This window comes from Streptomyces liangshanensis, assembly GCF_011694815.1.
GTDB lineage: Bacteria > Actinomycetota > Actinomycetes > Streptomycetales > Streptomycetaceae > Streptomyces > Streptomyces liangshanensis.
This window is the reverse complement of record NZ_CP050177.1, coordinates 1,726,855-1,740,682: the sequence shown is the minus strand read 5'-3', so window position 1 is coordinate 1,740,682 and position 13,828 is coordinate 1,726,855. Positions and strand designations below refer to the sequence as shown.

The following is a 13,828-nucleotide window of genomic DNA, read 5'->3' as shown; positions in this document are numbered from 1 at the left end:
TTCCGCGCGGCCCACCGGCGAGAGTCGGATTGCACAGCGGCACGGCCCCGCGGTGTCAGAAGTTCCTGTCCGGCCCGCCGCCCTCCAAGGCGGCGACCGCCACCCAGAGGTCGAGCCGCGCGTTCGGGGGCCGCAGCAGCGACCGGCGCAGGACCTGTTCGAGCCGCGCCAGCCGCTTCCTGGTGCCCGTCACCGACACCCCGAGCGCCTCCGCCGTGCTGCTCAGCCGGGTGTCGTTGCGCAGCCACGTGCGCAGAGTCGTCTCCAGCCCGGGCGCCTCCGTCCGTACGGGACGCAGCTGCGTGAGCGCCCACTCCTGTACGGCGGGCAGGCGCAGGAGCGCGTCGAAGGGGGCCGGGGCGGGGGTGGGTGGTCCGCCCTCCGCCGCGCGGTACGCCGTCCTTACGAGGTCTGCCGTCTCGTGGCGCGTCATCTCGTGGCGCGTCGTCTCGCGGTCCGTCGCCTCGTGCTCCCTCGTGCGGGGCAGCGCGCCGATCCGCAGGGCGAGGTCGAGCTTCGCCTGGTCGCCGACGAGCCTCAGGTCCAGGCCCAGCAGCGACTCGACGCGGCGCAGGCGCGAGGCCAGGGTGTTGCGGTGGATCTTCATGAGGTCGGTCGCGCCGGCGGAGAAGGCCAGCCACGACCGGACGGTGTCGGTCAGCGTGGCGCTGTCGGGGTCGGCGGCCCGGGCGGGGACGTAAGCGGTCAGCGGCGCCAGCAGGTGGTCCGCCCAGACGCGGCCCCGCCCGCCCAGCACGACGGGCAGCCCGAGCGCGGCGTCGAAGCGCGCCCAGCGCTCGGGGCGGCCCCGCGCCACCGCCAGGGCGTGGAAGGCCTGTTGGTAGCCGACGGCCGTGTCGCGCAGGGCCAGCGCGTCGCCGGTACCCACCACGCAGCCCTCGATCTCCGCGGTGAGGGCGGCCTCCAGCGGGCGCGCGCCGTCGGGGGCGGGGTTCGCGGACGCGACCACCAGCACATGGTCGGAGTAGACCGGGCACCGCACGATCCAGGCCCGGCCGCCGGTGAGTTCCGTGCAGACCCGGATCGTCTCGGCCCGCCGGTCGACACCGCACTCGACGACGTGGAAGCGGGCCGGATCGTGCAGGCGCGGCGCGAGGACGCCCGCGATCTGGTGCGCCGTGGCGAGGTTCCCGGACATCAACAGGTGCAGCACGGCCTCCCGTCCGCGCGCGTCGGCGACCTCCACGCGCCGCCGGGCCCGCGCGGTCTCCTTCGCCCACCAGCAGACGCCCAGCAGCGGCCCCGCGTCGGCCGGGGCGGCCGTCCCCAGGGGATCGGGACCGACCACCGCCAGGACCAGCCCGGACGGCTCGGCCCCGGGCCGGTCCCCGGGGAGGTCCACGGTCAGCAGCGCGCCCGACCGGTCCGGGGACGCGCCCGCCACGAACGTCCGCAGCCCCCGCACCCGCATCGCCCGCAGCCCGTCGGCGACAAGTGCGATCACCTCGGAATCGGGCTCGGCGGGAGACGCGGCGTGTACGTCGCCGGCCGTGTCCACCAGCCCGACCCAGCACCCGGTCCTGCGGGCCAGCCAGCGCAGCAGCGGCTGCACCCCGTCCCCCTTGCGGGCCAGCCGGTGCATGGTCAGGATGTCGGCCGCGCGCGAGGAGTCCGGGGACCGTACCGGTGGCACACCCACGCCGTACCCCTTCACCTCTCCGATCGGCGTTCCTGGGCCCGGAGACCCGTCGCGCCAGGACACCGATTGTCCCCGCCCAGGCGCTTGTGCCCCGACCCGGGAGGGGGCACGCGCCGGGCGGGCTCCGGAGCCGCGCGTTCGCCGCCTGTGCCGGGGCGGCCGGGCGGGAGAGGGAGGACGACGCGGGTCCGCCCGGCGGCCCTGCGAAGATGAAGGCATGGATCTTCGCATCTTCACCGAGCCCCAGCAAGGGGCGAGTTACGAGACATTGCTGAGCGTGGCCAAGGCGACCGAGGACCTCGGATTCGACGCCTTCTTCCGCTCCGACCACTACCTGCCCATGGGCTCGGCCGACGGGCTTCCCGGTCCCACGGACGCCTGGATCACCCTGGCGGCGCTGGCCCGTGAGACCAAGCGGATCCGGCTCGGCACGCTCATGACGGCCGGCACGTTCCGGCTGCCCGGCGTCCTCGCCATCCAGGTCGCGCAGGTGGACCAGATGTCCGGCGGCCGCGTCGAGCTGGGCCTGGGCGCGGGCTGGTTCGAGGAGGAGCACCAGGCGTACGGGATTCCGTTCCCCAAGGACAAGTTCGCCCGGCTCGAGGAACAGCTCGCGATCGTGACGGGGCTGTGGGAGACCGAGGCCGGCAAGACGTTCTCCTACGAGGGCACGCATTACCAGCTGACCGACTCGCCCGCGCTGCCCAAGCCCGCCCAGGCGAAGCTGCCGGTGCTCATCGGCGGGCACGGCGCGAAGCGCACCCCGCGCCTGGCCGCCCGGTACGCGGACGAGTTCAACATCCCCTTCGCCTCGCTGGAGGACACGGCCACGCAGTTCGGCCGCGTCCGGGCCGCGCTCACCGAGGCGGGCCGGGGCGAGGACGACCTCGTGTACTCGAACGCGCTGATCGTCTGCGTGGGCAAGGACGACGCCGAGGTCGCCCGCCGGGCCGCCGCCATCGGCCGCGAGGTCGACGAGCTGAAGGCGAACGGGCTCGCGGGCTCGCCCGCCGAGGTGGTGGACAAGATCGGCCGGTACGCGGCCGTCGGCTCCTCGCGGTTCTACCTCCAGGTCATGGACCTGGACGACCTCGACCACCTGGAGCTGATCTCCTCGCAGGTCCAGTCCCAGCTGAGCTGAAAGGGGTTCCTGTGCGGCCCGTCCGTCCCCTCGCCACGGCGCTCGCCGAGGAGCCGCTCGTCCTCGACGGCGGCCTCTCCAACCAGCTCCGGGCCCAGGGCTGCGACCTGTCCGACGCCCTCTGGTCGGCGCGGCTCCTCGTCGAAGGGCCGCAGCAGATCGAGGCGGCCCACGCGGCGTACGTACGGGCGGGCGCGCAGGTCCTCATCACCTCCAGCTACCAGGCGACGTACGAGGGGTTCGCGCGGCGCGGGATCGCCCGCGCCGAGGCGTCCGGGCTGCTGGCCCGCAGCGTGGACCTGGCCCGCCGGGCGGGCGACGCGGTCGATCGCGAGGTGTGGGTGGCCGCGTCGGTCGGCCCGTACGGCGCGATGCTCGCGGACGGCAGCGAGTACCGGGGGCGGTACGGGCTGTCGGTGGCGGACCTGGAGCGTTTCCACCGGCCGCGGATCGAGACGCTCGCCGCGGCGGCGCCGGACGTGCTCGCCCTGGAGACCGTGCCGGACGAGGACGAGGCGCGGGCCCTGCTGGCGGCGGCCGAGGGGTGCGGGGTGCCGGTCTGGCTCTCGTACTCCGTCGAGGCCGACGGTGAGCGCACCCGGGCCGGGCAGCCGCTCGCCGAGGCGTTCGCGGTGGCGGCGGGCAACGACCAGGTGGTCGCGGTGGGCGTCAACTGCTGCGAGCCCGCCGCCGTGGACCACGCGATCGCGGTCGCCGCGGCGGTGACGGGCAAACCGGTGGTGGTCTATCCCAACAGCGGCGAGCGGTGGGACGCGACGGCACGGGCCTGGCGCGGCGACGCCACCTTCGACCCGTCCCGGGTGACCGCCTGGCGCGCGGCGGGCGCCCGCCTGGTCGGCGGCTGCTGCCGCGTCGGCCCCGAGGCGATCGCCCGCCTCTGACCGGACGCCCGGACACGTACCGCCGGACGTACCGCCGCGCGCGGGACGGCTCCGACGAGGACCGTTCTCGTACGGTGGCGGGGCGTGACGGAAAACCTCTCGTCGTACCCCCGCGAGCAGGCAATACTCAACCGGGTGTTCTTGACGATCAGTACGACCGGCACCCCGGAACGTCCCGCGACCGACCTCGGCTTCCTGCTGCACAAGCATCCCGAGAAGGCGCAGACGTTCTCCACCGCGCACGGCACCGCCCATGTGCTCTACCCCGAGGCGACCGCGGAGCGGTGCACAGCCGCGCTGCTGCTGGAGGTCGACGCGGTGGCCCTGGTACGGCGCGGCAAGGGCAGGAGCCGGGGCGGCGCGCCCGACGCGGCGCTCGCCCAGTACGTCAACGACCGGCCGTACGCGGCCTCCTCGCTGCTCGCGGTCGCGCTGAGCACGGTGTTCAAGAGCGCCCTGCGCGGCGACTGCAGGGCGATGCCCGAGCGGGCGGCCGCTCCGCTGCCGCTGCGCATCGAGGTGCCCGCCGTACCGGCGCGTGGCGGCGTCGACCTCGTCCGCCAGCTCTTCGCGCCGCTGGGCTGGACCTCCGTCGAGGCCCGCCCGGTCGCACTGGACGTGACGTTTCCTCAGTGGGGCGAGTCGCGTTACGTCCAGCTCGTCCTGGAGGGCGAGATGCGGCTGGCCGACGCGCTGCGCCAGCTGTACGTCCTGCTGCCGGTGCTCGACGACGCCAAGCACTACTGGGTCGCGCCCGACGAGGTGGACAAGCTGCTGCGCGCCGGTGAGGGCTGGCTCGCCGAGCACCCCGAACAGAAGCTGATCACCAGCCGCTACCTCTCCCGCCGCTGGGGACTGACCCGCCGGGCCATGGAGCGCCTGGAGCTGGTCCGGCTGGCCGAGGCGGACGACATCGACGTCGAGGCCCTCGACAATGCCGTCCTGGAGACCCCGGACGAGGAGTGGGAGGCCGCGGAGGCGCGGGACGCCGCGCCCGGCACCGTACCGGCGGAAGGACCCGCCCCGGAGGCACCCGCCCCGGAGGCGGCCCCCGACCCCGCCCGGAGGGAGCCGTCGCTCGCCGACCGGCGGCGCGAGGCGATCCTCGCCGCCCTGCGCGACGCGGGCGCGAGCACCGTGCTCGACCTCGGCTGCGGCCAGGGCCAGTTGGTGCAGGCACTGCTCAAGGACGTGCGGTTCACCCACGTCATGGGCGTCGACGTGTCCGTCCGCGCCCTGACCATCGCCGCGCGCCGCCTCAAGCTGGACCGGCTCGGCGAACGGCAGGCGGCCCGCGTCTCGTTGACGCAGGGCTCCCTGACGTACACGGACCAGCGGCTCAAGGGGTACGACGCGGCGGTGCTCAGCGAGGTCGTCGAGCACCTCGACCTGCCGCGCCTGCCGGCCCTGGAGTACGCGGTGTTCGGCGCGGCCCGCCCCGCGACGGTGGTCGTGACGACGCCCAACGTCGAGTACAACGTGCGCTGGGAGACCCTGCCCGCCGGGCACGTACGCCACGGCGACCACCGATTCGAGTGGACCCGCGCGGAGTTCCGCGACTGGGCCGAGGAGGTGGCCGGACGGCACGGCTACACGGTCGCGTACGTCCCCGTGGGACCCGACGACCCCGAGGTGGGCCCGCCCACCCAGATGGCCGTCTTCACGCTCACCCGCCCCACCGACAGCACGACCGGCACCACCCGTACGACCAGCACCACCACCAGCAGCACCAGCACCACCACCGAGAAGGGAACGACCGCATGAGCGGCACCACGACCGACCGCACCGCCACCGCCGCCCGGCGGACCCTCCCGGTGACCGACCTGTCCCTCGTCGTCCTCGTCGGCGCCACCGGCTCCGGCAAGTCCACCTTCGCCGCCCGCCACTTCAAGCCCACCGAGATCGTCTCCTCGGACTTCTGCCGCGGCCTCGTCGCCGACGACGAGAACGACCAGAGCGCCAGCGGCGACGCCTTCGACGTCCTGCACTACATCGTGGGCAAGCGCCTCGCGGCCGGCCGCCTCACCGTCGTGGACGCCACCAACGTCCAGGCGGGGAGCCGCCGCCAGCTCGTGCAGATCGCCAGGGAGCACGACGTGCTGCCCATCGCGATCGTCCTCGACCTGCCCGAAGAGGTCTGCGCCGCGCGCAACGCCGTCCGCCCCGACCGCGCCGGCATGCCCCGCCACGTGATCAAGCGGCACCGGAACGAACTGCGCCGCTCCCTGCGCGGCCTCGAACGCGAAGGCTTCCGCAAGGTGCACCTGCTCCGCAGCGAGCAGGAGGTGGCGGACGCCGAGATCGTCCTCGAACGCCGTTACAACGACCTCAGACACCTCACCGGCCCCTTCGACATCATCGGTGACGTCCACGGCTGCCGCTCCGAGCTGGACACCCTGCTCGGCACCCTCGGTTACGTGGACGGACACCACCCCGGGGGCCGTACGGCCGTCTTCGTCGGCGACCTCGTCGACCGCGGCCCCGACAGCCCCGGCGTGCTGCGCCGCGTCATGGGCATGGTCGCGTCCGGCGACGCGCTCTGCGTGCCCGGCAACCACGAGAACAAGCTCGGCCGCTGGCTCAAGGGACGCAACGTCCAGCACACCCACGGACTCGCCGAGACGATCGAGCAGCTGGAGAAGGAGGACGACACGTTCCGCGCCGAGGTGCGGCAGTTCATCGACGGCCTGGTCAGCCACTACGTCCTGGACGGCGGCAAGCTGGTCGTCTGCCACGCCGGCCTGCCCGAGAAGTACCACGGCCGCACCTCGGGCCGGGTGCGCTCGCACGCGCTGTACGGCGACACCACCGGCGAGACCGACGAGTTCGGCCTGCCCGTGCGCTACCCGTGGGCCGAGGACTACCGGGGCCGCGCGGCCGTCGTCTACGGCCACACCCCGGTGCCGAACACCTCGTGGATCAACAACACCATCTGCCTGGACACCGGCGCGGTCTTCGGCGGGAAGATGACCGCGCTGCGCTGGCCCGAACGCGAACTGGTCGACGTACCGGCCGAGCGGGTCTGGTACGAGCCGGTCAAGCCGCTCGTCACCGAGGCGCCGGGCGGCCGGGAGGGCCGGCCGCTCGACCTCGCCGACGTGCACGGCAAGCGGATCGTGGAGACCCGCCTCATGGGGCGGCTCGCGGTACGGGAGGAGAACGCGGCGGCGGCCCTGGAGGTCATGAGCCGCTTCGCCGTCGACCCCCGGCTGCTCGGCTACCTCCCGCCGACGATGTCGCCCACCGCGACGTCCGACGAGGACGGCTACCTGGAGCACCCGGCCCAGGCCTTCGCGCAGTACCGCTCCGACGGCGTCACCCGCGTCGTGTGCGAGGAGAAGCACATGGGCTCGCGGGCCGTCGCCCTGGTCTGCCGCGACGCGGCCGCCGCCGAGGCGCGCTTCGGGGTGCGCGGACCGACGGGCGCGCTCCACACCCGTACCGGCCGGCCCTTCTTCGACGACCCCGCGGTCACCGAGGAGGTGCTGGAGCGGCTGCGTACCGCCGTCACCGCCGCCGGGCTCTGGCAGGAACTCGACACCGACTGGCTGCTGCTGGACGCCGAGCTGATGCCCTGGTCGCTCAAGGCCACCGGACTGCTCCGCACCCAGTACGCGGCGGTGGGCGCCGCCGCGGGCGCAGCCTTCCCCGCCGTCACCCAGGCGCTGGAGGCCGCCGTGGCCCGGGGCGTCGACGCGGGCGGCCTGCTGGCGGCCCAGCGCGAACGGGCGGACGACGCGGCCGCGTTCACGGAGGCGTACCGGCGCTACTGCTGGACCACGGACGGCCTGGAGGGCGCGCGGCTCGCGCCGTTCCAACTGCTCGCGGTACGGGGCCGCAGCCTCGCCGCCGTCCCGCACGACCAGCAGCTCGCCTGGCTGGACCGGCTGGTCGAGCACGACCCGACGGGTCTGCTCCAGGTCACCCGGCGGCTCGTCGTCGACACCGGCGACGAGGAGTCGGTCCGCTCCGGCACCGACTGGTGGCTGGAGATGACCGGGCGCGGCGGCGAGGGCATGGTCGTCAAGCCGCTCCAGGCACTCGCCAAGGACGACAAGGGGCGGCTCGTGCAGCCGGGCATCAAGGTGCGCGGCCGGGAGTACCTGCGGATCATCTACGGCCCCGAGTACACCCGGCCGGAGAACCTGGCCCGCCTGCGGAACCGGTTCCTCGGCCACAAGCGGTCGCTGGCGCTGCGGGAGTACGCCCTCGGCCTGGAGGCCCTGGACCGGCTCGCCGAGGGGGAGCCGCTGTGGCGCGTCCACGAAGCCGTCTTCGCGGTGCTGGCGCTGGAGTCGGAACCGGTGGACCCGCGGCTGTGACCCGGGCCGGGGCCGGGCCGGCGCTGTGACATGGCCCGCGATTCGGCGGACGGTGGTGCGTTCGTCGCGTGAACGGCGCGCCGTGCGGTGAGGATGGGGACATGGGATTCCATGTCGACTCCGAGACCGGGCGGCTGCGCCGCGTCATACTGCACCGCCCCGACCTGGAGCTGAAGCGCCTGACGCCGGGCAACAAGGACGCGCTGCTCTTCGACGACGTCCTGTGGGTGCGCCGGGCCCAGGAGGAGCACGACGGGTTCGCGGCCGTGCTGCGCGAGCGCGGGGTGGAGGTGCACCTCTTCGGTGACCTGCTGCGGGAGTCGCTGGAGCTGCCGCCCGCCCGGCGGCTCGTGCTGGACCGGGTCTTCGACGAGAAGGAGTACGGTCCGCTCGCCACCGACCACCTCAGGGGCGTCTTCGACGCGCTCCCGACGGCGGAGCTGGTGGCGGCGCTGGTCGGCGGGATGACCAAGCGGGAGTTCCTGGAGCGGCACGCGGAGCCGACGTCGGTCCGGTTCCACGTGATGGAGCCGGACGACTTCCTCCTCGACCCGCTGCCCAACCACCTCTTCACCCGGGACACCTCGGCGTGGATCTACGACGGGGTGTCCATCAACGCGATGCGCTGGCCCGCCCGGCAGCGCGAGACCGTGCACTTCGAGGCGATCTACAAGCACCACCCGCTCTTCACGGACCCGGCGGCCGGCCCCTTCCACCACTGGTCGGAGGGGCAGGACGACTACCCGTCCACGATCGAGGGCGGTGACGTCCTGGTCCTCGGGCACGGCGCCGTCCTGATCGGGATGAGCGAGCGCACCACCCCGCAGGCCGTGGAGATGCTGGCCCGCGGCCTGTTCGCGGCCGGGTCCGCCACCACGATCGTGGCGCTCGACATGCCCAAGCACCGGGCCTTCATGCACCTGGACACGGTGATGACGATGGTCGACGCCGACACCTTCACCCAGTACGCGGGCCTCGGCATGCTGCGCTCGTACACCATCGAACCGGGCAGCGGCGGCAACGAGCTGAAGGTCACCGACCACCCGCCGGAGCACATGCACCGCGCGATCGCGGCGGCGCTGGGCCTGGACCGGATCCGCGTCCTGACCGCCGTGCAGGACGTGCACGCGGCGGCGCGCGAGCAGTGGGACGACGGGTGCAACGTACTGGCGGTGGAGCCCGGGGTGGTCGTCGCCTACGAACGCAACGTCACCACCAACAGCCATCTGCGCCGGCAGGGCATCGAGGTGATCGAGATCCGCGGCAGCGAGCTGGGGCGGGGGCGGGGCGGGCCCCGCTGCATGAGCTGCCCGATCCAGCGCGACGCCGTCCACTGAGCGCGGCGCCTTCCACGGGGTGCGACGCCGCCCGGGTCCACCCGGAGGCCATCCCGAATCAACTCCCTGTATAGCAATACGGCCCGTCGTATATAGTTCCAGCCTCTTCTCGTTTCTCGTTCAGGAGCAGTCCCATGGCGATACACCTCGCAGGCCGCCACTTCATCAAGGAGCTGGACTTCACGGCGGACGAGTTCCGCGGCCTGGTCGCCCTCGCCGCCGAGCTCAAGGCCGCCAAGAAGGCGGGCGCCGAGGTCCAGCGCCTGCGTGGGAAGAACATCGCGCTGATCTTCGAGAAGTCCTCGACGCGCACCCGGTGCGCCTTCGAGGTGGCGGCCGCCGACCAGGGCGCCTCCACGACGTACATCGACCCGGCCGGCTCGCACATCGGGCAGAAGGAGTCGCCGAAGGACACCGCGCGGGTCCTCGGCCGGATGTACGACGCGATCGAGTTCCGCGGCGACGCCCAGGAGACCGTGGAAGAACTCGCCGCGCACGCGGGCGTCCCCGTCCTGAACGGCCTCACCGACGACTGGCACCCCACCCAGATGCTCGCGGACCTGCTCACGATGACGGAGCACAGCGACAAGCCCCTGGACGAGATCGCCTTCGCCTACCTCGGCGACGCCCGCTTCAACATGGGCAACTCGTACCTCGTCACCGGCGCGCTGCTCGGCATGGACGTACGGATCGTGGCGCCGCGCGAGTACTGGCCCGCCGAGGGCGTCCTCACCCTGGCGCGGAAGGCCGCCGAGGTCAGCGGGGCCCGGCTGACCCTCACCGAGGACATCGCGGAGGGGCTGCCCGGCGCGGACTTCGTGGCGACGGACGTCTGGGTGTCGATGGGGGAGCCGAAGGAGGTGTGGGACGTACGGATCACGGCCCTGCGCCCGTACGCGGTGACCATGGACGTGCTGCGCGCGACCGGGAACCCCGACGTGAAGTTCCTCCACTGCCTGCCGGCCTTCCACGACCTGGGCACGACCGTCGCGCGGGAGATCCACGAGCGGCACGGGCTGACGGAGCTGGAGGTCACGGACGAGGTCTTCGAGTCGCCGCACTCGGTGGTCTTCGACGAGGCCGAGAACCGGCTGCACACGATCAAGGCGGTCCTGGTCGCCACCCTGGCCGACGCGTCATGAGGGGCGGTCCGTCCGGGCGGCCGGGCGGCGCGGGGCTCACAGGCCCGGGCAGGACGGCTCCTCGCACGCCGCCAGGCTTTCCCGGGCCGGGCGCTCCCGCGCCGGGCCCGACACCTCGTGGACCTCGACCCCGGCCTCGTGCACGGGGAGCGTGAACCAGACGGCCTTGCCCTGCTCGGTGATCCGGTGCCCGCAGTCCGAGCTGAGCGTGCTGATCAGCAGCAGGCCGCGCCCGCTCTCCGACCACGGATCGGGCTCGACGGGCGGCCAGGGGAGCGTGACGTCGCGCGGCGGCCCGGGATCGCGGTCGTGCACCTCCACCTGGCAGCCGGTCGGGAGCAGCTCCACCACCAGTTCGATCCCGTCGCCCTCCGTGTGCTTCACCGCGTTGGCGACGAGTTCCGCGGTGAGCAGTTCCGCGACGTCGCTGTCGGCCGGCGCCCGCAGGTCCAGCAGGGCCGTCCGGATCAGGGCGCGGGCCATGGGCACGGCCGCCGCGGTGTGCGGGAGTGCGATACGCCACGAGGTGGAGCCGGTGGGTTCGAACACGACGGTAGGTCCGATCGAGGGACACGTAACACTTCTGCTTTCAACCTTACGGAGCGTGAAGGCCCGGACAAGGGGCCCCGGGCCGCAGCGAGGGGGACCTGTGCCTCTTGTCCCACGGGACCTTTGGCGCAAGCACGGCCCTATCCGCGCCTATCCGCGCCTATCCGCGCCTACCTGTGCCTGTCAGTTCCTGTCCGTGCTTGTCCGGGCAATTCGGGGGTACCCGCCGTACACGACCCACCCGAGGCCGAGGGGAGTGCGCGGACGTGTACGGGACACAGCGGTGGCGGGAGCGCAGGAACGCGGAACGCAACCTGGTGCGCGGCAGGATCCCCGGGGACCCGGGCGAACGGGACGCGCTGCGCAGACTGGTGGCGGACCGGCGGCGCCGGCTGGAGAGCCGGCCGTGGCTGTTCGCCGCCCTGGTCCTCGCCCTCGCGGTGCCCCCGGTCCTGTGGGCCCTCGAAGGGCTGTGGTCCACGGCGCTGCTCATGCTGGTGTTCGGGATCGCGTTCGGCAGCTGGGCGACCTGCGAGCGCCGGCGCAACCGGAGCCGCCTGCGGTTCCTGGACCGGGCGCTGACCGCCGCGGCCGACGCGGCCACCCGCACCGGCACCCTTGGGCACGACACCGGCCCCCGGCTGGTCCTCACTCGCCGGACGGGCTGACGGCCAGCCCCGGCGCACCCCAGACCGGGAACCAGCGGCTCAGATCGGCCTCCATCCGCAGGTCGTCCCCGATCACCGCCTTGACCTGGAGTTCCCGCTGGCTGTCCCGCTTCTCGGCGGTGCCGGGCAGCGGCGCGAACGGGTAGAACGTGCCGCGCTTGTACAGGTAGACCAGCGCGAGCGGCCGGTCCTCGGGATCCTTGAAGCCCACCAGCGAACAGAGCAGCTGCGGCCCGAAGCCGCCGTCCTGGAGCAGCGTGTTCACCGTGTGGAGGTCGTTCACGAGGGCGGCGAGGTCGTCGGCCGGCTGCCGGGCGAGCAGCCAGGTGTAGCCGTACGCGTCCTGGCTGAACTCCACGGGGTGGCCGCCCCGGGCGGTGTCGGCGTCCAGCAGTTCCCGTACGTCCTCCCGGATCCGCGCGAAGCTCCCGCCCTCGACGCCCGCGAAACACACCGACCCGAGGCCGGTGGGCGTGAAGCCCGCGCCCGCCTGGAGGGTGATCGCGGCGGACGGCAGGGCGAAGAGCTGGTCGAGATCGGGACGGACCGGCTTGCTGCGGCCGAGGATGGTGTCGAGCAGACCCACGGGACCAACTCCTCCGACGATGCTGATGTGTCCAGGGCGTCCGGGGCCTCACCGGCCCGCGTCCGGGGGCCTTACCGGCCCAGCTCGGTGGAGATCCGCGCCAGCTGCTCCAGGCGCTGTTCCAGCGTCGGGTGCGACGAGAACAGCCGGCCCAGGCTGGCCTTCGAGGAGAAGGCGGGAGCGAAGAAGAAGGCGTTGTACGGCTCCGCCTTCCGCAGGTCCTCCGTCGGGATCCGCGCCATGCTGCCGCTCACCTTGGTGAGGGCGGAGGCGAGGGCCGAGGGGCGGCCGGTGAGCAGCGCGGCCGTACGGTCGGCGGACAGCTCGCGGTAGCGGGACAGCATCCGGGTCAGCAGGAAGCCGAGCACGTACACGACCGCGCTGGCCAGCGGGATCAGCATGATCGCCAGGCCGGCGGGGCCCGCGTCCCGGCTGCTGCGGCTGACCCCGCTCCACAACGCGATCCGGGTGATGACACCGGCGAGGACCCCCAGGAACGAGGCGATGGTCATGACGGCCACGTCGCGGTGCGCCACGTGCGACATCTCGTGCGCGAGCACCCCCTCCAGCTCCTCGGGCTCCAGCCTGCGCAGGAGCCCGGTGGTGGCGCACACCAGCGCGGTGCGCTCGTTGCGGCCGGTGGCGAAGGCGTTCGGGATGTCGCTGCGCGAGATGGCCACGCGGGGCTTCGGCATGTCGGCCAGCGCGCAGATCCGGTCGATGGCGCCGTGCAGCTCCGGAGCCTCCTCCGGGGTCACCTCGCGCGCGCCCATGCCGAAGGCGGCTATCCGGTCGCTGAACCAGAACTGCGCGATGAACAGAGCGCCCGCGACGATCAGGATGAGGGGCCACGCGCCCTTGAGGAGCGCGATCAGCACACCCACGAGGACCACGTAGAGCAGACCGATCAGGAACATGGTCGACACCATGCGCGTGGTCAGCCCGCGGTCCGGCGAGTAGCGGGAGCGGGTACGGGTCATCGTGCGCCTCCAAGGGGCTGTTCCTTCCCTCATTCTGCTCCTTCCGCGCCGAAACCGAATAAGTGCCGCATAAGCGGGTGCAAGGGTCGAGCGGGACAGGTGGGCCCGGCGTACGGTGGTTCTCATGAAGCTGGCGTCCTGCGTGCTGTACGTGTTCGACCTCGACGAGTCCGCGAGCTTCTACCGGGACCTGCTGGGGCTGGAGGTCACGCAGCGGACCACCACGGCGGCCCTCATGGTCGACGCCGAGTCGGGCTGTCAGCTCTATCTGCGGGCCCTCGGATCCAACGCCCCTCACACGCTCGGCGGTATCGGCCTCCAGTGCATGATCTGGACGGCCGCCGACGCCGAGGAGCTGCGGCGCTGCGAGGAGATCCTGAGAAAGCGGGAGGCCCACGTCACCACCGGTCACGCCGACGGGTTCGACTGGGTGGAGGGGCGTGATCCCAGCGACGTCCCGGTGATGGTCAGTTTCCCCGGCCCCGACCTGGTGGCCCGGCAGGAGATCATCACCCGCATCTACGCCTGGTGACGACCGCCG

General features: G+C 73.0%; 12 protein-coding genes. 8 read left to right on the top strand and 4 right to left on the bottom strand.

Features of this window, described 5'->3' with window-relative positions; genetic code table 11:
• Positions 1–55: 55 nt before the first annotated feature.
• Entirely contained in the window at positions 56–1,660 is a 1,605-nt protein-coding gene (locus HA039_RS07355) for a helix-turn-helix domain-containing protein (RefSeq protein WP_341830008.1), read from the bottom strand.
• Positions 1,661–1,877: 217 nt separating this feature from the next.
• On the opposite strand from HA039_RS07355, the gene HA039_RS07350 reads away from it, so the two are divergent.
• The 6 genes from HA039_RS07350 to argF all read left to right on the top strand — a co-directional run bounded on the left by HA039_RS07350 (position 1,878) and on the right by argF (position 10,504).
• Positions 1,878–2,801, top strand: a complete 924-nt coding sequence (locus tag HA039_RS07350; RefSeq protein WP_167025551.1) for an LLM class F420-dependent oxidoreductase — start codon at positions 1,878–1,880, stop codon at positions 2,799–2,801.
• A gap of 11 nt (positions 2,802–2,812) precedes the next feature.
• Positions 2,813–3,703 carry a homocysteine S-methyltransferase gene (mmuM, locus tag HA039_RS07345; RefSeq protein WP_167025548.1) on the top strand — a complete coding sequence of 297 codons (891 nt, stop codon included), beginning with the start codon at positions 2,813–2,815 and terminating at the stop codon, positions 3,701–3,703.
• Positions 3,704–3,838: 135 nt separating this feature from the next.
• Entirely contained in the window at positions 3,839–5,467 is a 1,629-nt protein-coding gene (locus tag HA039_RS07340; protein ID WP_167036372.1) for a 3' terminal RNA ribose 2'-O-methyltransferase Hen1, read from the top strand.
• Positions 5,464–8,025 (top strand): polynucleotide kinase-phosphatase, encoded by a 2,562-nt coding sequence (locus HA039_RS07335; RefSeq protein WP_167025545.1) that lies wholly within the window; start codon positions 5,464–5,466, stop codon positions 8,023–8,025. Before HA039_RS07340 ends, HA039_RS07335 begins: the two co-directional genes overlap by 4 nt.
• Before the next feature lie 101 nt (positions 8,026–8,126).
• Positions 8,127–9,362 carry an arginine deiminase gene (locus HA039_RS07330; protein ID WP_167025542.1) on the top strand — a complete coding sequence of 412 codons (1,236 nt, stop codon included), beginning with the start codon at positions 8,127–8,129 and terminating at the stop codon, positions 9,360–9,362.
• A 134-nt stretch (positions 9,363–9,496) separates the two neighbouring features.
• The gene (gene argF / locus HA039_RS07325) at positions 9,497–10,504 is read left to right on the top strand and encodes an ornithine carbamoyltransferase (RefSeq protein ID WP_167025539.1); all 1,008 of its coding nucleotides are present in this window, start codon (positions 9,497–9,499) and stop codon (positions 10,502–10,504) included.
• 36 nt (positions 10,505–10,540) lie between these two features.
• On the opposite strand, the gene HA039_RS07320 is transcribed toward argF, so the two are convergent.
• On the bottom strand, positions 10,541–11,053 hold the full coding sequence (locus HA039_RS07320) for an ATP-binding protein (protein WP_243869258.1): 513 nt from the start codon (positions 11,051–11,053) through the stop codon (positions 10,541–10,543).
• Between the two features lie 266 nt (positions 11,054–11,319).
• Here HA039_RS07320 and HA039_RS07315 point away from each other — a divergent pair, with 266 nt between their 5' ends.
• A complete protein-coding gene (locus tag HA039_RS07315) occupies positions 11,320–11,721 on the top strand; it encodes a hypothetical protein (protein WP_167025536.1) in 402 nt (133 codons plus the stop codon).
• Here HA039_RS07315 and pspAB read toward each other — a convergent pair.
• A complete protein-coding gene (gene pspAB / locus HA039_RS07310) occupies positions 11,702–12,307 on the bottom strand; it encodes a PspA-associated protein PspAB (protein WP_167025534.1) in 606 nt (201 codons plus the stop codon). The genes HA039_RS07315 and pspAB overlap by 20 nt on opposite strands.
• A 71-nt stretch (positions 12,308–12,378) precedes the next feature.
• Entirely contained in the window at positions 12,379–13,287 is a 909-nt protein-coding gene (gene htpX, locus HA039_RS07305; RefSeq protein WP_167025531.1) for a zinc metalloprotease HtpX, read from the bottom strand.
• Between the two features lie 124 nt (positions 13,288–13,411).
• Here htpX and HA039_RS07300 point away from each other — a divergent pair, with 124 nt between their 5' ends.
• Positions 13,412–13,819 carry a VOC family protein gene (locus tag HA039_RS07300; protein ID WP_243869256.1) on the top strand — a complete coding sequence of 136 codons (408 nt, stop codon included), beginning with the start codon at positions 13,412–13,414 and terminating at the stop codon, positions 13,817–13,819.
• The last annotated feature ends 9 nt before the right edge of the window (positions 13,820–13,828 follow it).